Raw genomic sequence first — 21291 nt, 5'->3', positions numbered from 1 at the left:
CCCCAGGGGTCGGTGGCCTTCACGTCCGCGCCCAGGTCTCCGCCGCCGCCGACGCGCACCGCGTTGTGGCAGCCGTCCCGGCGCATGAGGTCGCGGACCGCGTCCTCGAACTGGGAGTGGTGCAGGGTGTCCAGCTGGGCCAGCCCGTATCGCAGGCCCTGTGCGCGGACCGCTTCCCACCGGGCTTTCTGCTGCTGCTGGCGGATCCAGGTTCCGCCGGCCAAGGCCGCGAGCACGCCGGTGACGGCCAGGACCCACCAGTGGGCCAGCAGCCAGTTGATCAAGGCCACTGCCAAGGCGACGGCCGCGACCCCGGCCACGAGGATCTCGAGCAGTCGGTCCTCCGCGCGCTGTTGTCGTCTGCCCGGCCTGCGTGTACGCCGCCGCGCCGGCGGACGCCGGGCCGTCGCCCGGCCTTTGCGGGCACGCGGGCTCATCGGCTGGCCTGCGCGACGCCGCTCGCGAGTTGGCCCAGGAAGTTCAGGATTCCCTGGCCGACCGGGGTGGGAGCAAGCAGGACTCCCAGCGCCAGGACGATGACCACGGTCATCTTCTCGTCGAAGCGGCTACGGGATTCAGTGCGCCGCCGCAGTCGGATAAATACGATGACTGCGAGCAGCAGCGCCACGTTGATGGTCAGCAACCGTTCAGCCTCCCCCACCGGCCATCACCACGCAGGGTAGGCGACACGCTACCCGCAGCCTCCTGTGTAGTCGGGCGTCGGAAAGGTTGGAGGCGGGTTGCCCTCTTATGGCACAAAGACGTCGGACCTGGCCGGATACCGCACCAGCCGGGCTCGGCTTCGCCTTAGCGGCCCGGCCGGGGCCGGATCTGCAAGACGGCACCGAGCTGACGTTCGGTGAGCTCCTCGGCTCTCTGGAAGGTCCCGCGAGCATGAAGAGTCCCTGACGTTCGCAATTCATGCCGCTCGCGCACGGCGAGTCCAACAGACTTCGCCGCGGTGCCCAATACGGTGGCTCGGCCTGACCGGCCCGGAAGACCTGGTCGAGAAGCTGACCGGCTGCGGATGGCTGTCCCTCCCTGACACGGCCGGCGACCTGCTCGCCGCCCGGCCGGAGGACGCCACCCCGATCACCGTCCCCTTCTCGCGCCCCAAGAGGACGGGAGGGGCCCATTCACGTTCGGCAAGAAGACGCGACCTGCAGCGCCAGCAGGTCGTCGGGGAAGCGGAACGAATCCATCCCTTAAGTTAAACGCGTGTTCGAATTGCGAGGCGAGCGGCACCCCGGGCATGACCTCCGCGGAAGATCCTCAAGTACGGGCGGCACCTGCCCACCCGACCACTGCGCGCGGCGCCCACCCTCGACGGGGTGGGGGCCGCGCACTCTTTGAGGTTCGTCAGATCAGGGCCGCGATGGCGATGGCAGCCTGGATGATGCCGGAGGCGGCGCCGGCCTGTTCCAGCAGGAAACGCACGCGCACCAGGGCGCTCCGGCGGGTCTCGCCGGGGGCGTGGGGATCCTGGAGGGTGGCGAGGTCCGCCAAGTAGAGGTCCCGGGCTGCGCCGACGCGGGGGGTGGCGCCGCGCAGTTGTTCGAGGAGGGGTGCGAAGTCGCCGGGCCGGAGGCCGTTGGTCTGGGTGATGTGCACGCCCTGGGCACCTGCTCCGCCGGGCTGGACATACTGATTGAAGACGGGGCCGTTGCCGGGGCTGTGCTGGGTCACGTACTGGACCACTTTCATCTTGAGGGCGGCGCAGTGCCGCCCGGCGCGGGTCAGGGCGAGCTGCTCGGGCCGCTCGCCGTCGGGCGGGATGGGAACGGCCAGCCCGTAGGAGACGAGGTCGTGCGCGGCCGCGATGACGGTGGAGACGTCGAGGCGCTCGCCGAGGTGAAAGGTGAAAGCGGTGAAGTCCTGTATATGGACTTGCTCGTCGGGCTCGGCGAACGCGGCAGCGACGAGCTCGTCGAGCGCGAAGTCCCGCCGGATGCCGTGGTTGGCGCGCTGCCGCACGATCTCGTCGGCGTGCCGGAGTCCCGCGGCGGTCAGCTGGAAGGCGGTCGCGCCGGGCGTCGAAGCGGCCTTGATGTAGCCGCCGTCGAGCAGCATGCCGATCGCCTCCAGCGCCGGGTGGCCGCCCTTGCCGTTGACGAGGGTGATCGGCGCGCAGGTGTCACGGCCGGTCTGCTCGACGAGCATGACCAGCAGGACGGGGGCGAGGTCGTCGGCAGTGCGCCTGAGGGCGTCAGCGGCGAGGACCAAGGTGTTCGGCGGGGCGTGCAGGGGAGCTTTGCAGGCGGGGCAGACGACGTCCGGGGCGTCTGGGAAGGGCGAGTGGTCTCGCCAGGGAGGTGCATCGTGCACCATGGGAAAGGGTCCTTTCCTGAAAGAGGTTGGGGAGGGTTCAGTGGCCGTCCGCCGCCCATGGCCTGGTATCCGAGGGCGGCGGGCCGGTCGGCTGGGGTTCGGGGCCGACGGCTCCGAACGGATAGGTGGGCGGGGACTAGTTCACGACGGGTCCGCGCCGGCGGGCGAGGGCGGGGAGCCGCCCGGGCTGACGGGGCGCGAGGCCGCCCGCGTTCGCGTAGAGCATGCGGATCTCGGTGAAGAGCTCAAGGTGGTCGTCGAGTCCAAGGTGCGAGGGATCCGCGGCGTGGCTCAGGAGGCCAGACAGCCGGTGGATGAGCTTCGGCCACTCGCGCGTACCGGGGGGGTGCGTCTTGAGTTCTTCCAGCGTCGCCAACAGCTCGCGGGGCCAGGCCATCGTCACCTCCGGGGTATCCCGCTTCTCCTTCGCAGCCTCGTGGTGGGCGCGGTACCGGGTCTTCACCGCGTTGGGGGCGTGATCGGCGCGGTACTGGAGGTCGGGCACCGCCGCCAGGCCCCGGGCCAGAAGAGTGACCCGCGCGCCGTGCGCGGCCGCCCAGGCCCGCTCGGCACGCCGCGAGCGCTGGATCCGGGCCTGCTCCACTCGCTCGGCCTGCGTCCGCGGGGGGCGCACGTCGGAGTGACTGATCTCGCTGAGCTGGAGGAAGCGGCGTTCGGCCGAGGAGCGGCTCCTCAGCTCCATCGCGCCGGCGAGCCGCTGCCAGGTGACCTTCTTCTCCCGCGCGGCCCCGATGATTCGTGCCTCGTCAATGTCGAACTTCGTCTTGATCGCCCGGATGACGAGGAGGGCGGCAAGCAGGTCCCCCTCGTCGACGAGCTCGAAGCTGTCGTAGTCGAGCGCGCGCATGAGGCCGTCGTACTTCGCGGCCACGTCCCCCAGGCGCGGTGTGGGCTGACGCAGGGTGGGGTCTTGGGCCAGGGTCCCCGTCCAGGCGCTCGTGTCGGGAGCGACCAGTGAGGACAGGCGCCTATAGGCATCACGTCGTTTCCCATCCGCCTCCTTCAGGACGACATCATTTGTCGTCCTGAAGGCGACACTTTCAGAATTCGACATCTTCTCTCCATCGAATCGGGAAGCCCGGCCCTGGCATATGGGGGCAGCCCTTTTTGCAGTGGTGGGTCGGTCCAGCCTCGTCGGCGGACCGATCCGACCAGACCGGTTTGAGGGGCCCCGGCGGAGCCATCTTCGGCTGATTTGTCTTGAATTACTTGAACATGGATGGATCGCTTCCCCTGTGGAGATCCAGGTACACCCAGGACGTAACGGACTGTGAGGGCAGCGGCACGCCCAGTTTGCGGCATGTGCCAGCAGCCCTGTGCCAGATGGAGGCGGCTGCGACTAAACGCCACCATTCGCCACCCTCTCGGAAATGAAGAGCCAGACAGGTATATGAGTGATCCTCACTGGCTGCCCTGATATATCTGAAGTGCCAGAATTAGGTGACAAACTATCGATTGTTGTGCCGCGCGGAGCGGTCTCGAGCATTTCGGTGTCCTTGCCAGGCGTGGCACCAGCCCCGTGAATGGCGGCGATACTGCACGCCTTGCGCTTTTCCATCCCTGGACCTGCACACATACGGGTAGTGGGCCCAGATCACCGCCATCGCCTCCGCTCTGCAGCGCGTCCACGAAGCGTTCCGGGAGCAGGCCGGCCCGGACGTCACCGCGCTCTAGGCCGACGAACGCGTCGTCCGCGCTGCGGGAGGTCTCGCTGTCCCTGCGGGCCGGCACGCTGACCGCTCTGACGGGGCCATCGGGATCCGGGAAGAGCACCCTGCTGCACCTGATCGCTGGCCTGGAGCGGGTCGACGCGGGAACCCTGGAGGTTCTGGGCCACCAGGTCCGCGTCAGCACGAACGCCGAGCTGTCGGCGCTGCGGCTGCGCGAGATCGGCTTCGTGCACCAGGACTTCAGCCTCCTGGCCGCCCTGACCCTCGCCGAGAACGTCCGCCTGCCCCTCGAAGCGACCGGGACCCCCCGGGGCCCGGCGGACCGGGCGGCGCGCGAGGCGATGGCGCGCGTTGGCCTGGCGGGACTGGAGGACCGCTTCCCGGCCGAGGTGTCGGGCGGACAGCAGCAGCGCGCCGCGATCGCCCGGGCCATCGTCGGAGACCGCAACCTGGTCCTGGCCGACGAGCCCACCGGGTCGCTCGACTCGAAGACCGGTGTTCAGCGGCCGTTTCATAGGTGGTCCCCGTTGCAACACGGCGCTGCGGGGTCAGCCACCTGCAGCGATCAAGTTTCATGAGGCGTTGCAAACGGTGGGTCGCCTGAAACACCCCATGAACGGCGGCGGTCTTCGGGGACGGCTGGCCGCGTGTACCGCGGTGCGCGGCCGGCATGCCGGATCAGCCTGTGGTGCGGCCATCCTCTTGCCCGGCGGGACGCGAAGCTGCCCGTCGGCGGGCAATCCCGGCGCCGATCGTGAGGACGAGTCCGGCGCTCAGGCTGCCGAGGAACTCGGGCATCGCCACCCAGGCCAGTGCGAGCACGGTGCTCACGCGACACCCGCCAGGGGCCGCCGACGCTGGTACTCAAGGCCGAGTCGCCGGAGCTTGCGCATCACGCGCTCGCCGACTTGAGGCGGCAGTCCGGCCGTGGCTGCGGCCTCTGCCCACGACCCGCCGCCGACTGCGAAGGCCTGGGCGACGTGCTGCTCGTCTTCCTTGAGCCGGCTGAAGACGGCGCAGGCGTCGTCGCGGTCCGGAGACCAGGCCAGCGCCTCGTCTTCGATTCGGTATGACCCGGCGACCAGGTCGTGGAGGGTCTCCCCGGATGGGAGCTGGTAGTCCAGCATCCAGACCCGTCCGGGGCCGGACTTGCGCTGCCACAGGGGCATCAGCTGCCGGTGTACTGCGTGTGCCTCCCGGCGCAGACGGTGCAGTTCGCCGTTATCGGTCGGTGGTCCTACGCCGAGGGCGTCGACCCAGTCGCCGAGCAGCGCGGTCGAAACAGCCTCCAGCCATTCCGCGTCCGTCCGGGAGATACCCAGGTACGTCCGCGCGAAGGAAGCGACTGCCGACTTCCACTCGTCTGTCCCGGCGGACCCCAGGAACGTGCTGCGGGCATGCAGCGCGGCGGCGACCGCTGTTTCCGCCTCGGCGCTGACCTTGGAGTCGCTGGAGCAGGCCCGCACGGTGAACAGCAGCAGGATGCGACCGACGAAGGTCGCCAGCCCTCGGATCACCTCCTGTGGACAAAGAAGCTGAACGAGGTCCGGGGCGGCCAGCAGATCTGCAGCCGTCTCGATCTGGCCGACTTCGGAGATGGGTGCGGCAACATAGCTGAGCCACGACCGTCCTTCCGTCGGTTGGGGATAGATGTAGAACACGTCGACGCGAGCTGGCGCGGTGCGGCGGGGGCGCTCGATGCAGCGTTGCGGGATGCTATCGATGCCGAGTACCAGGAAGCTGCGAGTCACGTCGAACTCGGCCCGGCCGGCGATCTCATGCCGCCCCCCGCCGAAGGTCGTGCTGAACGGACCGCCCAGCTCTACATCGGTCATCTTCATCTGCTGCTCCCGGCGTGTGTGCTGAGTCTCCAGCCCTCGGGCCCAGGAGGCCGGCGAAGTGTCAAAGAATCTTGCAACGGGACCGATGTCGAAGGCGTGCGGGTCGAGGGGCGGGACGTCAGGCCGTCGGTGGATCCGGCGGCAGCCAATTCACGCCGGTCAGGCGCCGAATGCGATCTGTCGCGGAGAAGGCCGGGATCCTTAGGCTCTGCCCATGTAGGGCAGAAGCCGGACGTGACAACAGGTCAGCGACCGGAGCTCCAGACGGAGGGACCACCGTGGCTGACCTCAAGACCACCCTCGACCTCGCGGACGAAGCGGCCAAGGCGATCCGCGCGCTGCACGGAATCACCCGGCAGTCCCAGTCCGACCCGGACTGGCAGCATCCCGGTGACGCATGGGCCGTCGTAGGCAGCCTGCGGGAGCTCTCCCAGCACCTACCGCAGCTCTACGGGCAGATCGGCGCCTTCGTCCAGCAGCTCGCCACCGAGGGCCACCTGCGCAGCGAGGACGGAGGCGACGGCGCAGCCGATGTCGTCGCCGCGCTCGCCGCGCTCCAGCGGGCCCAGGGCGGCGCCGAGACCATGGCCGGCGCGCTGGACACCACGCACTCCGCGCTCTCCCACCTCCTGTGGAAGGCGAACCCCCGGTGAGCATCGGTCTTTCCCGAAAGGGGGAAGCCGGGCTGGACGACCTTCTCCGCGCCGGGGTGACGGGATGAGATGGCTGCGCCGGCGCTTGCCGAAGAGAGAAGTGCCTGGCGAGGACTGGCACTACCTCCCGCCTGCGCAGCCCGCTGGCCGCGAGCAGTTGCTGGTGACCCGTGCCGATGGGTACGACTTCGCGCGGCTTGATTGGCAGGTCTGCGAGGCGTGCCGTGTCGGCCTGGTCATCGCCATCCGCGTCACCGACGAGTACCAGGACCGCAACTACGGAGGGCGGATGCTGCGCTACGCCTTACGCGGCCATGACGATTACGCGTGGACCACCACGGTCCAGAAGGCCATGGGCAAGGTGTTCTTTCGCAGGATGAGCCGAAGCACTGGTGTGCAGCTCGGAGACGGCCGCAAGCCGTTCCTGTGCCCGCACATGCGCGCTACCCATGGCCTGCCCGGGCCGGCCCAGCAGATGCCCGCCGTCGACTGACCCGACCGGGACTGAGCTGATCGGCGTTGGGTGCCCCTGTTGAGAGCAATGGGGGCACCAGGGGCGGGCACCTGTCGCCCCGCCGTTCAGGGGTTGCGAACCACGGCTCCCGAGCCTGCGCACCTGACTCTCGACTTGCGGGAGCACTTCCGGGACCCCCACGTGTAGCCCCCCATGCGGCAGATGAACGGCCGGGACCCCGACGTCATCGAGACGGTGCTCAGCACCCCGGGGATCCCGGCCCCAGTCGCCGCGACCGTCCAGGCCGCGCGGGCGTTCCTCGCCGGGCCGTCCGCCGGACCGCTGCGCAGCGCGGCGGGATGCGTCGGCGGCCGGCACCGCTCGGTCGTCGTGGCCGACACCCTCGCAGCCGCACTCGCTGACCTCGACCCCGCCCCGGTCCACCTGCACATCGACCGGCCCGTAGTCCCCCGCCCGACCAGCTGACCCGAAACCCCCGGCCCCCGGCCGCCCCTCAGAACGAGGGCGCGGCCGGGGGCTTTCTGCGTTCCGGCCTGGTCGGTCCGAGGTGTCGGAAGCGGTCGCGGAGTCAGACCGCCCCGTACGGCCGGGGTCTCGACCGCCCCGACGTTCTCGCAGCCTGAGCAGCATCAGACCTTGGTCGTCAGCCCCGCTCCCGGCTCCCCTCAACGAGCGAGCGAACGGTGAGCGACCTGAATCACGAGCAACGGTGGCCGGCCACCGCCTGCTCGACGGTCTCAGTTGTTGACGCCGAGGATGGCGCGGGCCTGTTCGATGAGGTCGTTCATAGCTTGGTAGTGCCCGTCCCTGTGGCGGGCCAGCGCGGGGCGGAGGGGTTCGTAGTAGCAGTCGACCAGGAGGACGTCCTGCTCATGCTCGGGCAGCTGAGGGACCTGGCGCAGCGCTACCTCCGCCAGGGCGTGCAGCTCCAGGGCGTTGGCGTCCGCGACGGCGGCGGTGCGGAAGGCCTCCAACGCCGCGACAGCGTCGAAGAAGGGCGTGGAGTCCCCCTCGTGGGGTTCCAGCCTCAGCAGGTGGGTCATGGCGCGGTTGGACTCAGCGCGTTCGTGGGCGAAGTCGCTCAGGTTCCGCGTCGTCCTGGCAAGTTCCTTGACGGCGGGGAGCAGGCTGGTGGGGGCGCACAATTCGACGGTTCCACGGACCTGGATGAACGCCTCGTGGAGAGTGTTCATGGTGGCGGTGTCTCCCGGCTCGCGGTACTGGCGGTCGAGGGCGCGCACGAGCTCGCGGGTGGCGCGGAGCAGGTCGGCTATTGCAGTGGTGCGGTGGTCACGCACGGCGGCAGCGTGGGCGGCGGCGGCCGCGCGGTCGCTCTGCTCGCGGACCGCCTGGAGGGTGGCGGCGGCCGCCGTTTCGGCGGCTTCCTTGGCAGCCTTGGCCTGGGCGAGCCCGCCCTTGGCCTGGATGTGCGATCCGAGCCAGGTGCCGCCGAACGCGGTCGCGACGGTGAGGAGGGCGAGGAGGATCGTGGAGTGGTTTTTCAGGAACTCGATCACACGCCCGATCCTCCCGTGGGGAGTAGGGCCCGGGACAGTCTTCGCCGCGGGCAGCGAGGTGGGCGCCCACTTGCCCTCGCTGGTCAAGGGGGCGCCCACCGTGGTCCGTCAGCTGCGGGCCCCTCCCCCAGCGGCCTGCGCCCGGACGGACGGGCGGAGCTTGTCCTGGGCGGCCCGCTCTGCGGCAGTCCGCCGGGGGCGCCCGCCGACTCCTGGTCGGTGACGGCACGGACCGGTCCGTGCCCGAGCAGGCGGCGCGCATAGTTGTCACCGCCGAAGTCTCGCGAACCCGCGAACACTGCTGATCAGCAGTAGCAGGTGACCGTACGGGTCCACGAATCCTTGACACATAAGAGTGTGTACTAAGGTGGGGTTGCTATAGCCCAGGCTATAGAAACGACAACGGCTCCCCTTCGCCTGAGAACGCTGAGGAGCCGCTGCACGGAGTGGGTACACCCACAACCAGTGCCCCTTGGTGTTCCACCACCAGGGGGCACAGTGCGTTCTACAGGCTGTTCAGGTACTCGAACAGCCACTTCCCTCCGTCGATGATCCATCCAGAGATGTCATCGGCGAAGACGACCAAGATGAGGTCGAGGGGAGAACGCTCGTTGCGGTGTGCACCTCGGCATCCCGGCTGCTCGCCCTTCCCAAGGGGGTCGGACTGCTCACCGTTCTGCTCGATGTGCGCCATGTTCAGTTGTCCTCTCATCCGCTGACGCCGTGTGCGCCCGTCAAAGGCGGGGTCTCGTTGAAGAGCCCGCCTTCTGCGATGCGCCCGCGGTGTGCTGCGAACAGCCGCCAGTCTATGCCGTGTTGAGAGACCGGTTGGAATACGGCCCACAAAATGCTCTGACCAGGCGGTATCCGTGAGGGACGTCTTGCTCCAAGGGTCCGTTACGGGGTCCTTCCGGACCCGAGTCCCCGAACACTGACCCCAATAAGGGGCCATCCGGGCCGAGATCGAAAGCGGACGGGTCCGCATCGGGCAGCGCTGCCCTGGCCGGTGCGAGCGCGGTGTTCACGCGGCACCGACCAGGGGCCGCCGGCGCCGGTACTCGACGCCGAGACGTCGGAGCTTGCGCATCACGCGCTCGCCGATCTGAGGCGGCAGTCCGGCCGACTCTGCGGCCTCGGCCCAGGAACCGCCGCCGAGTGCGAAGGCCTGCGCGACGCGTCGCTCGTCCTCCTTGAGCCGCCCGAGGACGGCGCATGTATCGCCCCGGTCCGGAGACCAGTCCAGGAACTCGTCCTCGATTCGGTACGACCCGGCGACCAGCTCGTGGAGGGTCTCCCCGGACGGCAGCCGGTAGTCCAGCATCCACACCCGGCCCGGCCCGGACTTGCGCTGCCACAGCGGCATCAACTGTCGATGCACCGTCCGTGCCTCCCGGCGCAGGTGGTGCAGAGTGCCCCCGCTGTTAGGTGGCGCTTCGAGGGCGTCCACCCAGTTGCCCAGCAACGCCGTCGACACAGCCTCCAGCCATTCCCCGTCCGTGCGGGAGACGCCCAGGTACGTCCGCGCGAAGGAGGCGACGGCAGGCTTCCAGTCGTCCACCCCCTCAGACTCCAAGATCGCGCGGCGAGCGCACAGAGCAGCGGCCACCGCCGACTCGGCCTCGGCCCGGACAGCCGGGTCGCTGGCGCCGGCCCGCACGAGGTAGAGCATCAGCATGCGGCCGACGAGGGTCGCCAGCAGGCGCATCACCGGCTGAGGAGGACACGCCTGGAGGAGGTTGTCGTCGCTCAGCTGGCGTGCCTGCCGCTGGATCGGACCGACTTCGGCGACGGAAGTTGCGATATAGCTGAGCCACGCCCGTCCCCATGTAAGCAGGGGGTAGGGGTAGACCGGTCGATTCGGCTTGGTGCGCGGAGCCCATACGTGGACGGCGCAGCTTGGGGTGCTGTCAATGCCGAGGACCAGGAAGCCGCGAGTCAGGTCGAAGTTTCCATGAACTGTCGCTTCCCAGAGCCCCCCACCGAAAGTGCTGTTGTAGGGACTGCCGGGCTCCATGTGGCTCATCATCTGCTGCTCCTTGCTGCTTGGTGTCCAGCCTTCACTGCTCGGGCCCGGCGTGGCAGCGGAGTGTCAAAAATTCTTGGGACAGAAAAAATGAGCCTGTCGCGTCGGATAAAGTCTACTTATCCGACGCGACAAAAAGGGACATGACGACCGGTCAGTCTCTCGTCGCGGACTTCCCGAGAAAGGCCATCCCCGAGCGATGACAGCCGAGGCCCCCACCGAGTTCCGCATCCTGCGTTACGGCGACGAGCTCACCACCGCCCACGTCGACGGCTTAACCGACTTCCTGACCACCAAGGCGGAAGCACTTGTCTCAACGTCCGAGAAGGACACGGACGCGTACCGGGCCGCCGAAGCCCTGCTGGCCCTGATCCGGGATGTCGCCGGCGGCGCGAGGCACGGCATCGAGAACCGCGACGCGTACCTCGCCGACGGCTTCGATTCGTCGTGGACGCTGAGCAGCCGGCAGGAAGTGCGCCGGGAGTGGAACCGGCTCGTGGCCGTCGCCGACCGTTGGCGCGACGCCTCCGACGTCCACCGCTACGCACCTTGGACCCGGATCGAGCATCACAACAAGGAGAGCGAGGCCCGGGACGCCGCACGCAAGGCCGAGGGGGAGGAGGGGGACAGTCCCGCCTATGCGATCCCTGCCCACGAGCCTGAGATCCACTCGGACCGCATCACCCGTGAACACCTCGACGCCCTGCACGGATTCCTCACGAAGCACACCGACCGGCTCCTCGCCCTGCACCAGGCCGGCACCGAGGAACACCGCTCCGCGCTCGCCCTGCAGACGGCCATCGACATGACCCGTGACGACGTCCACGGCTCACTCACGTACGACACCGACCTCGACCGTGACCTGGAGGACCGCCGGGACGCCTGGAACCGGCTGCGTCACTTCGCCCTGCCCTGGCAGGACGATCCGGACTTCGACCTCTTCCGCTGGCCGCGGGCCAAGCACATCCCGCTGCACGCCGCAGACGAGCGCCTGCCCGCCCAGGACCGGACGGAGGGGGACGGCAGCCCATGACCTTGATCCTGGAAGCGGCGGCCACCGGTGACCTCCCCGAGCCGGGCAGCGCTCCGGCACCGCTGGATCCGGCGGCCGCCGAACGCCAGGCGCTCATCGAACGCTGGGCCGGGCGCCACGGCATTGATGCCGCCCGGCGCCTGGCCGAGGCGGAAGACCTGGCCGACGCGGTCGCCGCCGAGATCACCCCGGAGAACACCGAGGACACCTATGCCAAGAGCTGGCGGGTGTGGACCCGGTTCTGCGCTGCCTCGCAGCTCCCCGAACGGGAGGCCTCCCGCGGCTCCTTCGTGGCGTTCGTGGCCTGGATGCTGCGTGAGGGTCAGCAGAACGGCACCGGCTACGCGCCGACCTCCGCCGATACCCACCTCGCCGCCGCTGTCACCGGCCTGCGCCGGCGCGGCGTCGCCGTCAGCGGCGACGACCAGGCCGCGGCCCGCAAGGCACTGGCCGGGCTGGAGGTCAAGCTCCTGCAGGCCGGCGAGCGGCGCGGCCGCGGCCAGGCCGTCGGCGCCGACATCGACGGCCTGCGCGCCCTCGCCCGCGCCTGCCCCGACACCCTCGCCGGCGACCGCGACAAGGCGCTCGTGCTGACCGGCTTCCACTACGCCAGCCGCAGCCAGGACCCAGCCGGACTGCTCACCAGCGACGTCACCCTGCACCCCCGAGGCCTGGTCGTCGCCGTGCTCACCGGCAAGACCAAACACAGCGTCCGCAACGCCAAGATCAGCTACGCCGACGATCCCGCGATCTGCCCGGTGCGCGCGTGGACCGCGTACCGCACCCGCCTGGTCGCCGAGCAGGGACAGCGGTGGGCCGACCCTTCTACTCCGGCCTTCGTTGGTATCGACCAGTGGGGCCACATCACCGGCGGCATGGGCCCGGACTCCGTCACCCGCGCCATCAAACGGATCTCCGCCCGGGCCGGCGTCCCGATCGCCTGGACCGGACACTCCCTGCGCATCGGCCTGGCCTCCGTCGCCCGCCGCAAGGGCCGCGACGGGATTGCGATCGCCGACCAGGGCGGCTGGGCCCGCCACTCCCGCTCCATGCTGGGCTACATGCAACGCGAGGACGGATGGGGCGACAACGCCTCCGCTGGGCTCGCCTGACAGCGCGAGTCCTCTGCCACGGACATGAGGAACGGCAAGGAGCCCGGGCTCGGATCGCCGGGGAGAGCCGGTGGCGTGCACGGAGCGAACGCGGGTGGGCGCTGGGGGCACCGCCGCCGCCAGGCCCCTGCGCAGGTCGGTATCGCCCGGCGCGAGGGGGTCTCGTTGTTCCGCGGCGCCGTTCGCGCCGGACGACACCGCCCACCCGGATCATGGCCGACGCTCGTCCGGCGACAAGGCGCCTACCAGGGCGTTCGTCAGGGTGCCTACGAGGGTGCTTTCCAGGACGCTTTCGGAGGCGCCTACCAGGGCGCCTCGCCCGCTCCCGTCCGGCCGGTGAAATCCCAGGTGGGGGTACCTGGTCAAGGGGGCTGACAGCTGCCGACTACTTCTCCACAGGGCCCATGAATCCTCACAGAATCCGAATCGAAGAGCATTCACCCACCGGCGGAGCCCGGCCCGAGTCCCCGCCGGCCCCGCAGCTGCACCACCGCTTGGTCCTCGTCGACGACATCCACCAGGACGCCGTCTCCGACGCGTTCGGCGGGCAGCACCTCGCTCCGGCGGCCGTAGCAGGTAAGCGCGCTGTTCGTCTGCGGTCCGAACCGCGGTGATCCGTTCGTCGACGCGGGCGAGGGTGAGCTTCAGCCAGCGATGTATCACCAGGAGCTGGTCCAGGGCCGGCAAGACCAGAAGGGGCTCCGGCACGGGGACTACGCCGCCTTGGCCACATCGACGGGGTGGGCTTGCCGCTTGAGCTGCCTGCGGCTCTCGATCAAGGCGTCGAGGGGGACGCTCTTCCAGTGGGGGTGGCCGACGACCGCGATCGACAGCTCCCGGATCTGTGCCCACATCCGGTCGACCGTCTCTTTCTGCTCGTCACTCCAGCCCCGGCTGTCGAGGACGTCCCCTTGGTGGGAGAACCGCTCGCCCCGTACCCAGCCGGTCAGGGGCACCACGCTCCACGGGAGTCCGTCCAGGTAGGCCCGGTGCTCGGCGTGGGCGCGGTGGAGGCGTTCCTGGAGCTGGAGGAGATCGGCGGGGAAGGCGTTGTTGTCGGTCACCCTCGAATCGTAATTCTGTTCGAATCTGGATGGGAAGCCGGACACTCCGGTTGGTGCTCCGTTCGGCCGGCCGCACAGCGCTCGCGGTCGGGTGGCACAGAGCGGGTAGGCACCGTGTGCTGGAGGGGGGAGCTGTGGAGGAGGTGGCGGTAGTGGCGCGTCCTGTGTGGGCTGGGAATCTGGCGTTCGGCCTGGTGAGCCTGCCGGTGGGCTTGTACACGGCGACCGACAGCCACACGATCCACTTCCATCAGCTGCAGCGCGGTACCTCCGACCGGATCCGCAACCGCCGTGTGAACGAGCGCACCGGGGATGAGGTTGAACTTGACGACATCGTGAAGGGCTACGACGCAGGCGGCGAGTACGTCCTGGTCGAGCCGAAGGAACTGGACGAGATCGCCCCGGGCCGCTCCCAGGTTCTGAACATCACGGGGTTCGTCGACCTCGCCGACGTCGACCCGATCTTCTTCGACAAGACGTACTACCTCGGCCCCCGCGGCAAGGGCTTCGACAAGGTCTACAGCCTCCTGGAGCAAGCCCTGGACAAGGCAGGCAAGGCCGGCATCGCCACGTTCGTCATGCGCCAGCACGAGTACCTCGTCGCCCTCAAGGCCGAGAACGGGCTCCTTACCCTCCACACCCTTCACTGGGCGGACGAGATCAGGGATCCCAGGAAGGAGATCGACGGCCTGCCCGGCAAGACCAAGGCGTCGGACAAGGAACTGAAGATGGCCGAGCAGCTCATCGAAGCCCTGAGTATGGACTGGGATCCGGACGCCTTCCACGACACGTTCCAGGAGAAGGTCGCCGCCCTCATCGACGCCAAGAAGGCCGGCGAGACGGTGGAGAAGGCCGAACCCGCCGCCGAGCCGACCGGCGTCGTCGACCTCATGGAAGCCCTGCGCGCCAGCGTTGAACGAGCCGCAAACCCCAAGGCCACCGGGGGCAAGGCCACTGCATCCGGCAAGACCACCGCCGCGAAGAAGCCGGCGGCGAAGAAGCGAATCCGCTCCACCCCCAAGGAAGACCTGAACGGCTTGTCGAAGGCCGGCCTCTACAAGAAGGCGGCCGCCGCCAACCTTCCCGGACGCTCGAACATGACCCGTGACGACCTGGTGAAGGCCCTGTCCCAGGCATGACCCGGGCTACGCGCTCGCGAACCGAGATGCCGCGACATCGACTCCAAGGGCCGACGCCAGTTACTCAGCCAGCGGGTTGCACCGGCTGGGATCTGGACGTGAAGGCGCTGTAGGGAGCGGGACTCGCGGAAGCGTTGGGCGCGACTGCATCAGTCTTCCGTCCCACACCACGGTTTCCGTGGGCAGGATCAGGAGCCCCGCATCGTCGTCGGCCCAGTCCGCGTTCATGCGCCGGACCTGCACGGCCGCGCCTCTCGCGCCGGCCATGTACACCGTGGGGTCGACCTCCCACCCGTGCCCAGCCAGCCACGTCTCCAGCCTGATCATGTCCGATGGCGTCGCTTCACGCGGCCACACGTACGTGCTTTCGATGTCCATCCCAGCCCCCCCGTTGAAGCCGGGTTCCCGGCCACCGGCATCCTCCCATCCGGTGCCGACAGGCTGAGCAATTCCAAGGGGTGCTGGGCAGGACACCCGCCCGATATCCGACGGCATGCCCGCGCTGGCCGCAGACCAGAGCAGCACATAACGAACCGCTTGGCTGTGTCTTCCTGCTTTGGGTTACAGCGTCGGCCAGCCGCCGCTAGGTTCATGATCAGTCCGCGCCGGTATGGGTGCGTGGGCCAGGACCGGTTTCCCGCGCTCTGGGTACAGCCGGACCGCCTACGGGCCTCGGCATCCCAACAGATGCCGAGGCCCGCGTTCTCAGTCTGTCCCTGAGATCTGCCGGATTGGGCGTCAGGGAAGGGAGGAGGCGGCGTTGCATTCGCGGCAGGTGACGGCGCGGGGCTGTTTGAGGGCGTCGAGGGTCTGGTCGAGGTCGAGGGGAATTCCGCTGGGCTGGCATCCAATGACATGGACCAGGGTCGCTCCGGGGTGGCCGGGTCGGTGGGGCAGCTGCTGCACCGTCCACGCCTGCCGGCCGCCGGCGAAGCCAGTGGGCGTGCTGGCCAACCGGGTCGGCACCCTGCTGTAGTCGCCGCCCTCGAGGGGACGCACCTGGCTGGCCCCCAGCCACACGCGGTGCTCGACCGACTCCGGACGGCCTTCGGCCCCGGTCCCCCAGACGGTGACCCCGATCCGGTACTCCCAACCGGCCGAAGTCCGACGCCGCTCGTACAGGGAAGCCCGCAGTTCCTGCCCGTCGGGCATGACCACGATCACCCGCGCACCAGCTCCCACTATCCGCCCCCTTTCCTCGTCACCGGATTCTCCACATGCGGCCCGGCAGCATCGCGCTCTCAGTCTCGGCAATAGAACGGGGTCGTCGGACTTACGGACGAGCTGATCAGGATTCCGCTTCCGGCTGATGCGCCAGGTCAAGGCCGCTGGACCGCACCAGCGGGGCTCGTTGACGAGCAGCGGTTCTCGCCCGGCGGCTCCGGTGCGCGGCGATGCCGTGATCCGCAGGCTGGCTCGCGAATAGGAGGGCGGCAAGCCGTTGAATCCGGAGGTCCAGGTCAAGGGTGAGGCGGCGGCGCTCCCGGCTGCGGATCACGGCGACCGTGTGAGTGCTGGTGTCCAGCTCGGCGGCCAGGAAGCTGGTCGGCCATCCGCGTTCGGCGAGGTCCTGCAGGCTAGCGGCGGCCCTGCCCGCATCAGTCAGCCCCGGCAGGAGGCGATCACGGCGGAAGACGCTGGTCGGGGGGATACCGAGGATCGCGTCGGCTGTGGCCCGGTGAATACGGGCCGGCTGCTTGCCGGCCGGGCGGAGCAGGCGCCGTATGAGGGTGACGGCGACGCCCGAGATCTCGGCGATGTCCGCAGCTGAGAGGCCCGTCTCCTGCAGCTGGCGGACGCGGGCGCTGGCCTCGGCGGAAGAGACCCGGGCGGGCCGGCCAGCCTTCAGCTCGCTGGTACGCCGGGCACGGTCCCGACGGGCTGCGGCTATGCACTCGGGGCGCGTGCAGCCGTAGTCGGCGCACGAGGGGCTGCCGTGCCGGACCCGCGACCGTACCGGCTTCCTGCGGCCCCGGCCCGCAGGACCCGGACCGGCCGCCACAGGCACGGGAAAAGGTTTCGAATCCATACCCCGCTGATTCTGCCTGCTCACTCCAGACCGGACCGCCACGGCGGGGAGCTGAGGATCCGGCGAGGTTTGGAGAGTGGCGAGCACCCGGCGGAAGCCGCCCGACGTGGTCTCCCGGGTGCGCACCGGAACGTGGCGGGTAGGGGTTGCCGATCGGCTCTGGACGTTGGCCACGGTGTGGTACGGGTACGGGTACGTACCCGTACCCTCAAAGCTGCGTCTGGCGTGCTATACGGGCAGAAAGTGGAGGGCGCTTCGTGAGCGGCTTGCCCGACTACGGTGAATGTCGGCGCGAGGTCCAGCTCGGCGCCGAACGCCCCGCGGTCCTGGGGACTGCAAAGGAAATGCGTTGCCCCGGATTCTCCTGAGAGAGCGAGGGCCGCGAGTAGCAGTACCCGGCCGTGACCGTGCCGTCCCGTGCTCCGAGGTCCTTTCCGGCCACTAGCGTGTCAGTCCACCCGCCGCTCTGGCCGGGTGTCGTTGAGCTGCTGACGTGCACACTCAGTGAATTTCTCCATGGCACTGAACAGCTCCGACTCCCAGTCTTCGACAGACTTGTCCAGCGGGATCCTGCGGGTCCCGGCGTCCTCCAAAAGGACGGCCATTTCCGATGCCTCAAGCGTTCCCGCGGTACACAACGCTGCCAACCCGTCACGCGCGACGACGTACTTCTGCCGCCAGTGCTCGCCAAGCGCGCCTAGTGACTGGGTTGCCTCAACCATGTCGCTGCCAGACCGCATCCGGTGGGCTGCTTCGGGTGAAAGGGGTCGAGCGGCTGAGCGTAGAGCGTCCAAGGCAGTCGAGGCTTGCCTCGCCTGACCCACGTCCACGGAACGGAACTTCTGCCATGCTCGGTATTCCGGGGCCGAGTATTCGAACTGGCTGGTTAGATCCTCGGCATAGTCCATCACTGCGGTCCCTGCGGCAATCACCACTGCCGGGCCTTCCAGCTCAACAGCGCTGAAGGCCGTGGACAACCGACGGTACTGTTCGCGCAAGCTGTCATCGGCGGCCCAGCTAGTGCCAACGATGGCCCGGTCAACTTCACGGGTGAACTCGCGCGCCTGGGACACGAAGGCGACGTATGCAGCGCGTTGCGCCGCTCTGTTCTGCTGTACCAAGGTGCCGGCGTACTGGGTCACGGCGGTCGTCTCGGCTGCGCGCCGGGTTGCTTCTGCTTGGGCGTGACTGCCTTTGAGCTGCACGCGGGCGGCGATCAGCGTTCCTCCGATACCGAGAGCGACGCCACCTAGGCCGACTACGGCGGTGAACTGTTCAGGGGTCATGTCTGCATCATGGCCGTCGGGTGCTGAGGCCGGGGGCGGATATCCAAGGAGCAGCAAGTCAACCTGCGGGCAGCAGCTGACTAGCATCATGTATGTGCGGCTCTGCGCGGTGACGGTGAGTCCCTGGCACTGCATTTCCAGGTCCCTAACGGGCTGCGAACAGGTGCTCGCCGCCGGTGCGGCACTACCCGCCCGGCGAATACCCACCGCAGGAACTCCCCGACCGGGACTTGCGGGCCGCCTCCCAGCGTTTGCCCGAGAACTTCGCGAGGCCCTCCACCACGGCCAGGGCGCCCTCCACGGTCTGCAGCGCGCCCACGGGACCGTTCCGAACCATGGCGCCCGCATGCGGTCGCTGAACCACACCGAGGACACCCCGTCCTCGAGCATCCGTTCCGTGCGGGAGGCGATGTCCTGCGGGGTGATGGGCGAGAGCTGGGCTTCCAGAGGGCCGTCTTCCACCCTGCGGCCGGTTCGCTCGCCAGCACGTCGGCCCGCCACGTACCGTCCGGCCCCGGACCTCCAGCTCTGCGTGCGCCCCGGCCTCCCGCGCGGCGGCCGCGAGCTCCAGCTTGAGCAGGTGATGGGCCGTCGATTCCTCGGCCAGCGCGCATTTCGGGGCGCCCGGTGCGTGCGCGAAAAACCGCAGCCGGCTGGAGGAGACCTTCGCGTACATGGGGTGGCGGCATTCGTCACAGGTCAGCGGAGCGATCGGACGGACCTTCCAGACCTCCGTCCAGTCCCGTCTGCACCCGAGGTCGGGTAAGTGCGCAAAGACCGCGCCCCACTGGTCGTGCACGGCACGGATCGCCACGGCCTGCCCCCTTCCGGCTCGCCCCCGGCAGCAGGGTGCCGCACCTGCAGTCACTGGGGTAGGGGACCTTCAGCCGAAGATGCCCACCGCCTCGGTCGGCCGGCGGGGGCTTGACGGGCCGGGTGCCGTCTCTACCACTTGTCGGTGAGTGCGTCGAGAGGGTCGTCAACCTGTGTCCGCTTGACGCGGGCAGCGGCTGAGATGGCGTCAGTGATCCAGGCACGGGCCCGCAGGGTGCTGCCGAGGTGAGTCGCAAGGGCCGCCGTGATGTCCTTCAGCCGGGCGTCGCGGTTGAAGACGTCGAGTACGAACTCGGCGAGCGGTTCGAAGTCGCCGTCCTGCGCCTCCTGGACGGCCGAGGCCATCGTGGAGCGTATGCGGTAAATACCCGCGGCTTCCTTGAGTCCCCGCCAGAACCGGGCGTCTTCGTGGCCGGGGAGGTCGTTGAGGAGGGCGGCGAGCTGCTGCTCGTCATCGGTCATGATCGTCTCCTTCACATCGGGGCTGGCGGCTGGCGGCCCCCTTTTGGGTCTGATAGCCCGCCCGGTGGCCGGGCCACGAGGGGAGTCGGACGGAATTACCGCGAAGGGAACCGACGCTGGAACTGCGCGACCCGGGGCTGGTGTGGGCGCCCGTCCGGCGTGTTGCAGCGCTTGCCGGGCCCGGCTTTGCAGGTAGGGCAAAGGACGTCCGTGACCCGCCACACGGCCCGTTGCCGCGGTGGCGGTTCAGTGCGGGGTTTCCGTACGCCGAGGATCAGGCGAAGGCGTTCGTCATGGGGGAGCTGTCGGTGCCGTCCGTTGCCGATGCCGTCGTCGTTGCGACAGGCTTTGCCCACCTTGGCCAGGCACTGTGGGCAAGCCTGCGCGAACCACGAGCGGCGCTGCACCTGTTCGAACAGTGGCAGTTTCTGCTTCGCCACCGGTCCGCGTGGAGCCGGCACCGGCTTCGTACGAGGGGTCCGGGCGCGCCGGTTGTCGAGCTCCGTACGGGAGCTCCACGCCTTGAGCTGCTGGCGGTGATTGGCATCCAGTAGGTCGCCGGCCGCGGCGGCTGCTTGCTTGAGTTCCCCCACCAGGCGCCGCAGGGTCTTCCACGGCTGGCCGGGTCCGTTGCGCTCAAGGGTCCTCAGGAGCTCCCGCGCGCGTTCAGCTTCCCCCTGGGCGTGCAGCTGCTGCTGCCCGGCGCGCAGGGCCTGGGCCTCGGCTTGCTGCTGCCGGGCGAAGTTGGTCAGGAAGGCGCTCGCGGCGGCAATGATGGCGGCTTCGGCGTCGGTGCGGTGGCGGCTTGTGGTGCCGTTCACCCACACCACCATCCGCTCGATGGCGACGGGGTCGCCCGCGTCAACGGTTTGCTCCAGGCGGGAGAAGAGATCCCGCCGTTCCTCGGCGCGCCACTCAAGCCACCCGCGCGCGCCTTCCACGGCGTTGGCGAGCAGCCCGCCGGCCTCTCCCTGAGCTTTGGCTAGCGCCTCGATCTCGTCGCAGAGCCTGCTTACCAGCGTCACCGCCTCGACGCTGCGCGCGTCGGCCAGCCGCTTCAGGAGGCCGAGAGCCTGCACCGAGGCGTCAGGTTGCGTCCTGGCATTCCCCTGTGCCCATGGTGATGTCGGGCGGGTCTTGCGGGAGCGGATGATCCGGTCGACGGCCGGCGTCGACAAGCCGCGCTCGGTCATCTCGCACTGGTCGAGTTCGAACCATTCGGTGGGCCGCGTGAACGCTTCCGTGCCGATCCTGACCTGCCGGCTCGTTCCGACGCTGTCGAGGCGGATCCTGTGGATGTACCAGCGGTCGATCAACGTGTCCCGGTCCACGGGCACCGACAGCCCCAGCACCGGCTCCAGGCCGCCCTCGTCCCAGACCGGTGTGACGGTCTGGTCCAGGTGCACGCGCAGCCCGCGCGCCTTGAACCGGATGTCGAGGACCGACCCGATCTCGGCTCCGTCCAGCCGGGCGAAGTCGAAGCGGACCTGGTCCTCGGGACGGTCGGCTGTGCGGAGCCAGGCGGCGGCCGCGGCCTTCACGTACAGGTGGTCCGCGCTCGCCACACCGCGATCCCGGCGGCCGCAGTGGCCTTCGGTGCCCGGGTGGTGGGCGAAGTGGCACACGCGGTCGGTGTAGAGCTTGGTCGTGAGCTGAACGCCGCAGCCACCGAGCAGCAGCCCGCACCAGAACGTGTGCTGGTCGTGGCGCCGACGGAAGGCATCCAGCTCGATCGCCTCCAGCGGCAGCATCAGCGGCTCTTCTGATTCCGCACTACCCAGAACCGCCGTCTGGATCTGACGGC

The 21291-nt window shown here is 69.1% G+C and carries 24 protein-coding genes; 8 read left to right on the top strand and 16 right to left on the bottom strand.

Annotated features, from left to right (window positions below; all coding sequences use genetic code 11):
• The 4 genes from ACFWU6_RS15000 to ACFWU6_RS14985 all read right to left on the bottom strand — a co-directional run.
• A partial coding sequence (locus tag ACFWU6_RS15000) for a restriction endonuclease (protein WP_383981242.1) occupies positions 1 to 320 on the bottom strand: 320 nt, incomplete at its 3' end.
• A gap of 113 nt (positions 321 to 433) precedes the next feature.
• The gene (locus ACFWU6_RS14995) at positions 434 to 643 is read right to left on the bottom strand and encodes a hypothetical protein (RefSeq protein ID WP_383981240.1); all 210 of its coding nucleotides are present in this window, start codon (positions 641 to 643) and stop codon (positions 434 to 436) included.
• A gap of 716 nt (positions 644 to 1359) precedes the next feature.
• Positions 1360 to 2328 carry a hypothetical protein gene (locus tag ACFWU6_RS14990; RefSeq protein WP_383981238.1) on the bottom strand — a complete coding sequence of 323 codons (969 nt, stop codon included), beginning with the start codon at positions 2326 to 2328 and terminating at the stop codon, positions 1360 to 1362.
• Between the two features lie 136 nt (positions 2329 to 2464).
• Positions 2465 to 3403: a hypothetical protein gene (locus ACFWU6_RS14985; RefSeq protein ID WP_383981236.1), complete on the bottom strand. Its 939-nt coding sequence runs from the start codon at positions 3401 to 3403 to the stop codon at positions 2465 to 2467.
• A 465-nt stretch (positions 3404 to 3868) separates the two neighbouring features.
• Between ACFWU6_RS14985 and ACFWU6_RS14980 the strand changes: the two genes are divergently transcribed.
• Complete coding sequence (locus tag ACFWU6_RS14980) at positions 3869 to 4597, top strand: ABC transporter ATP-binding protein (RefSeq protein ID WP_383981234.1); 729 nt, start codon at positions 3869 to 3871, stop codon at positions 4595 to 4597.
• Between the two features lie 100 nt (positions 4598 to 4697).
• On the opposite strand, the gene ACFWU6_RS14975 is transcribed toward ACFWU6_RS14980, so the two are convergent.
• Both ACFWU6_RS14975 and ACFWU6_RS14970 read right to left on the bottom strand, forming a co-directional pair.
• The gene (locus tag ACFWU6_RS14975; RefSeq protein ID WP_383981232.1) at positions 4698 to 4850 is read right to left on the bottom strand and encodes a hypothetical protein; all 153 of its coding nucleotides are present in this window, start codon (positions 4848 to 4850) and stop codon (positions 4698 to 4700) included.
• Positions 4847 to 5860, bottom strand: coding sequence for a hypothetical protein (locus tag ACFWU6_RS14970; protein ID WP_383981230.1), 1014 nt, complete (start codon positions 5858 to 5860; stop codon positions 4847 to 4849). Before ACFWU6_RS14970 ends, ACFWU6_RS14975 begins: the two co-directional genes overlap by 4 nt.
• Before the next feature lie 278 nt (positions 5861 to 6138).
• Between ACFWU6_RS14970 and ACFWU6_RS14965 the strand changes: the two genes are divergently transcribed.
• The 3 genes from ACFWU6_RS14965 to ACFWU6_RS14955 all read left to right on the top strand — a co-directional run bounded on the left by ACFWU6_RS14965 (position 6139) and on the right by ACFWU6_RS14955 (position 7453).
• Positions 6139 to 6513 carry a hypothetical protein gene (locus ACFWU6_RS14965; protein WP_383981228.1) on the top strand — a complete coding sequence of 125 codons (375 nt, stop codon included), beginning with the start codon at positions 6139 to 6141 and terminating at the stop codon, positions 6511 to 6513.
• Positions 6514 to 6577: 64 nt separating this feature from the next.
• A complete protein-coding gene (locus ACFWU6_RS14960; protein WP_383981227.1) occupies positions 6578 to 7006 on the top strand; it encodes a hypothetical protein in 429 nt (142 codons plus the stop codon).
• Positions 7007 to 7180: 174 nt separating this feature from the next.
• Positions 7181 to 7453 carry a hypothetical protein gene (locus ACFWU6_RS14955; RefSeq protein ID WP_383981226.1) on the top strand — a complete coding sequence of 91 codons (273 nt, stop codon included), beginning with the start codon at positions 7181 to 7183 and terminating at the stop codon, positions 7451 to 7453.
• Between the two features lie 272 nt (positions 7454 to 7725).
• Here ACFWU6_RS14955 and ACFWU6_RS14950 read toward each other — a convergent pair whose 3' ends face one another.
• From ACFWU6_RS14950 to ACFWU6_RS14940, 3 genes are all read right to left on the bottom strand, one after another.
• Complete coding sequence (locus tag ACFWU6_RS14950; RefSeq protein ID WP_383981224.1) at positions 7726 to 8505, bottom strand: hypothetical protein; 780 nt, start codon at positions 8503 to 8505, stop codon at positions 7726 to 7728.
• A gap of 505 nt (positions 8506 to 9010) precedes the next feature.
• The gene (locus tag ACFWU6_RS14945; protein ID WP_046780853.1) at positions 9011 to 9199 is read right to left on the bottom strand and encodes a hypothetical protein; all 189 of its coding nucleotides are present in this window, start codon (positions 9197 to 9199) and stop codon (positions 9011 to 9013) included.
• A 327-nt stretch (positions 9200 to 9526) separates the two neighbouring features.
• On the bottom strand, positions 9527 to 10531 hold the full coding sequence (locus tag ACFWU6_RS14940) for a hypothetical protein (RefSeq protein ID WP_383981222.1): 1005 nt from the start codon (positions 10529 to 10531) through the stop codon (positions 9527 to 9529).
• Between the two features lie 196 nt (positions 10532 to 10727).
• Between ACFWU6_RS14940 and ACFWU6_RS14935 the strand changes: the two genes are divergently transcribed.
• The 3 genes from ACFWU6_RS14935 to ACFWU6_RS14925 all read left to right on the top strand — a co-directional run bounded on the left by ACFWU6_RS14935 (position 10728) and on the right by ACFWU6_RS14925 (position 13287).
• A complete protein-coding gene (locus ACFWU6_RS14935; RefSeq protein WP_383981220.1) occupies positions 10728 to 11561 on the top strand; it encodes a hypothetical protein in 834 nt (277 codons plus the stop codon).
• Positions 11558 to 12673, top strand: a complete 1116-nt coding sequence (locus tag ACFWU6_RS14930) for an integrase (RefSeq protein WP_383981218.1) — start codon at positions 11558 to 11560, stop codon at positions 12671 to 12673. The genes ACFWU6_RS14935 and ACFWU6_RS14930 overlap by 4 nt, the downstream gene beginning before the upstream one ends.
• 404 nt (positions 12674 to 13077) lie before the next feature.
• Complete coding sequence (locus tag ACFWU6_RS14925; protein WP_383981216.1) at positions 13078 to 13287, top strand: hypothetical protein; 210 nt, start codon at positions 13078 to 13080, stop codon at positions 13285 to 13287.
• A gap of 99 nt (positions 13288 to 13386) precedes the next feature.
• On the opposite strand, the gene ACFWU6_RS14920 is transcribed toward ACFWU6_RS14925, so the two are convergent.
• Positions 13387 to 13737, bottom strand: a complete 351-nt coding sequence (locus tag ACFWU6_RS14920) for a hypothetical protein (RefSeq protein ID WP_383981214.1) — start codon at positions 13735 to 13737, stop codon at positions 13387 to 13389.
• 152 nt (positions 13738 to 13889) lie between these two features.
• Here ACFWU6_RS14920 and ACFWU6_RS14915 point away from each other — a divergent pair, with 152 nt between their 5' ends.
• A complete protein-coding gene (locus ACFWU6_RS14915; RefSeq protein ID WP_383981212.1) occupies positions 13890 to 14876 on the top strand; it encodes a Ku protein in 987 nt (328 codons plus the stop codon).
• Positions 14877 to 15614: 738 nt separating this feature from the next.
• Here ACFWU6_RS14915 and ACFWU6_RS14910 read toward each other — a convergent pair.
• The 6 genes from ACFWU6_RS14910 to ACFWU6_RS14885 all read right to left on the bottom strand — a co-directional run bounded on the left by ACFWU6_RS14910 (position 15615) and on the right by ACFWU6_RS14885 (position 21238).
• Positions 15615 to 16058, bottom strand: a complete 444-nt coding sequence (locus ACFWU6_RS14910) for a DUF6233 domain-containing protein (RefSeq protein WP_383981210.1) — start codon at positions 16056 to 16058, stop codon at positions 15615 to 15617.
• Between the two features lie 106 nt (positions 16059 to 16164).
• The gene (locus ACFWU6_RS14905; RefSeq protein WP_383981208.1) at positions 16165 to 16884 is read right to left on the bottom strand and encodes a hypothetical protein; all 720 of its coding nucleotides are present in this window, start codon (positions 16882 to 16884) and stop codon (positions 16165 to 16167) included.
• Between the two features lie 470 nt (positions 16885 to 17354).
• The gene (locus ACFWU6_RS14900) at positions 17355 to 18191 is read right to left on the bottom strand and encodes a hypothetical protein (RefSeq protein ID WP_383981206.1); all 837 of its coding nucleotides are present in this window, start codon (positions 18189 to 18191) and stop codon (positions 17355 to 17357) included.
• Positions 18192 to 18375: 184 nt separating this feature from the next.
• Positions 18376 to 18510: a hypothetical protein gene (locus ACFWU6_RS14895; protein ID WP_383981204.1), complete on the bottom strand. Its 135-nt coding sequence runs from the start codon at positions 18508 to 18510 to the stop codon at positions 18376 to 18378.
• 626 nt (positions 18511 to 19136) lie between these two features.
• Positions 19137 to 19487 (bottom strand): hypothetical protein, encoded by a 351-nt coding sequence (locus tag ACFWU6_RS14890; protein ID WP_383981203.1) that lies wholly within the window; start codon positions 19485 to 19487, stop codon positions 19137 to 19139.
• Positions 19488 to 19582: 95 nt separating this feature from the next.
• A complete protein-coding gene (locus ACFWU6_RS14885) occupies positions 19583 to 21238 on the bottom strand; it encodes a hypothetical protein (protein ID WP_383981201.1) in 1656 nt (551 codons plus the stop codon).
• Positions 21239 to 21291: the final 53 nt, after the last annotated feature.

This window comes from Streptomyces sp. NPDC058674 (genome assembly GCF_042716505.1).
Lineage (GTDB): Bacteria > Actinomycetota > Actinomycetes > Streptomycetales > Streptomycetaceae > Streptomyces.
This window is presented reverse-complemented; position numbering and strand designations above follow the sequence as displayed.

Bases quoted from the DNA above. Each gene is read 5' to 3' on its own strand.
- ACFWU6_RS14990 (WP_383981238.1), bottom strand. From the start codon at position 2,328: ATGGTGCACGATGCACCTCCCTGGCGAGACCACTCGCCCTTCCCAGAC.
- ACFWU6_RS14985 (WP_383981236.1), bottom strand. From the start codon at position 3,403: ATGTCGAATTCTGAAAGTGTCGCCTTCAGGACGACAAATGATGTCGTC.
- ACFWU6_RS14955 (WP_383981226.1), top strand. From the start codon at position 7,181: ATGCGGCAGATGAACGGCCGGGACCCCGACGTCATCGAGACGGTGCTC.
- ACFWU6_RS14885 (WP_383981201.1), bottom strand. From the start codon at position 21,238: ATGCTGCCGCTGGAGGCGATCGAGCTGGATGCCTTCCGTCGGCGCCAC.
- ACFWU6_RS14925 (WP_383981216.1), top strand. From the start codon at position 13,078: ATGAATCCTCACAGAATCCGAATCGAAGAGCATTCACCCACCGGCGGA.
- ACFWU6_RS14960 (WP_383981227.1), top strand. From the start codon at position 6,578: ATGAGATGGCTGCGCCGGCGCTTGCCGAAGAGAGAAGTGCCTGGCGAG.
- ACFWU6_RS14945 (WP_046780853.1), bottom strand. From the start codon at position 9,199: ATGGCGCACATCGAGCAGAACGGTGAGCAGTCCGACCCCCTTGGGAAG.
- ACFWU6_RS14900 (WP_383981206.1), bottom strand. From the start codon at position 18,191: ATGACCCCTGAACAGTTCACCGCCGTAGTCGGCCTAGGTGGCGTCGCT.
- ACFWU6_RS14940 (WP_383981222.1), bottom strand. From the start codon at position 10,531: ATGATGAGCCACATGGAGCCCGGCAGTCCCTACAACAGCACTTTCGGT.
- ACFWU6_RS14890 (WP_383981203.1), bottom strand. From the start codon at position 19,487: ATGACCGATGACGAGCAGCAGCTCGCCGCCCTCCTCAACGACCTCCCC.
- ACFWU6_RS14930 (WP_383981218.1), top strand. From the start codon at position 11,558: ATGACCTTGATCCTGGAAGCGGCGGCCACCGGTGACCTCCCCGAGCCG.
- ACFWU6_RS14970 (WP_383981230.1), bottom strand. From the start codon at position 5,860: ATGAAGATGACCGATGTAGAGCTGGGCGGTCCGTTCAGCACGACCTTC.
- ACFWU6_RS14935 (WP_383981220.1), top strand. From the start codon at position 10,728: ATGACAGCCGAGGCCCCCACCGAGTTCCGCATCCTGCGTTACGGCGAC.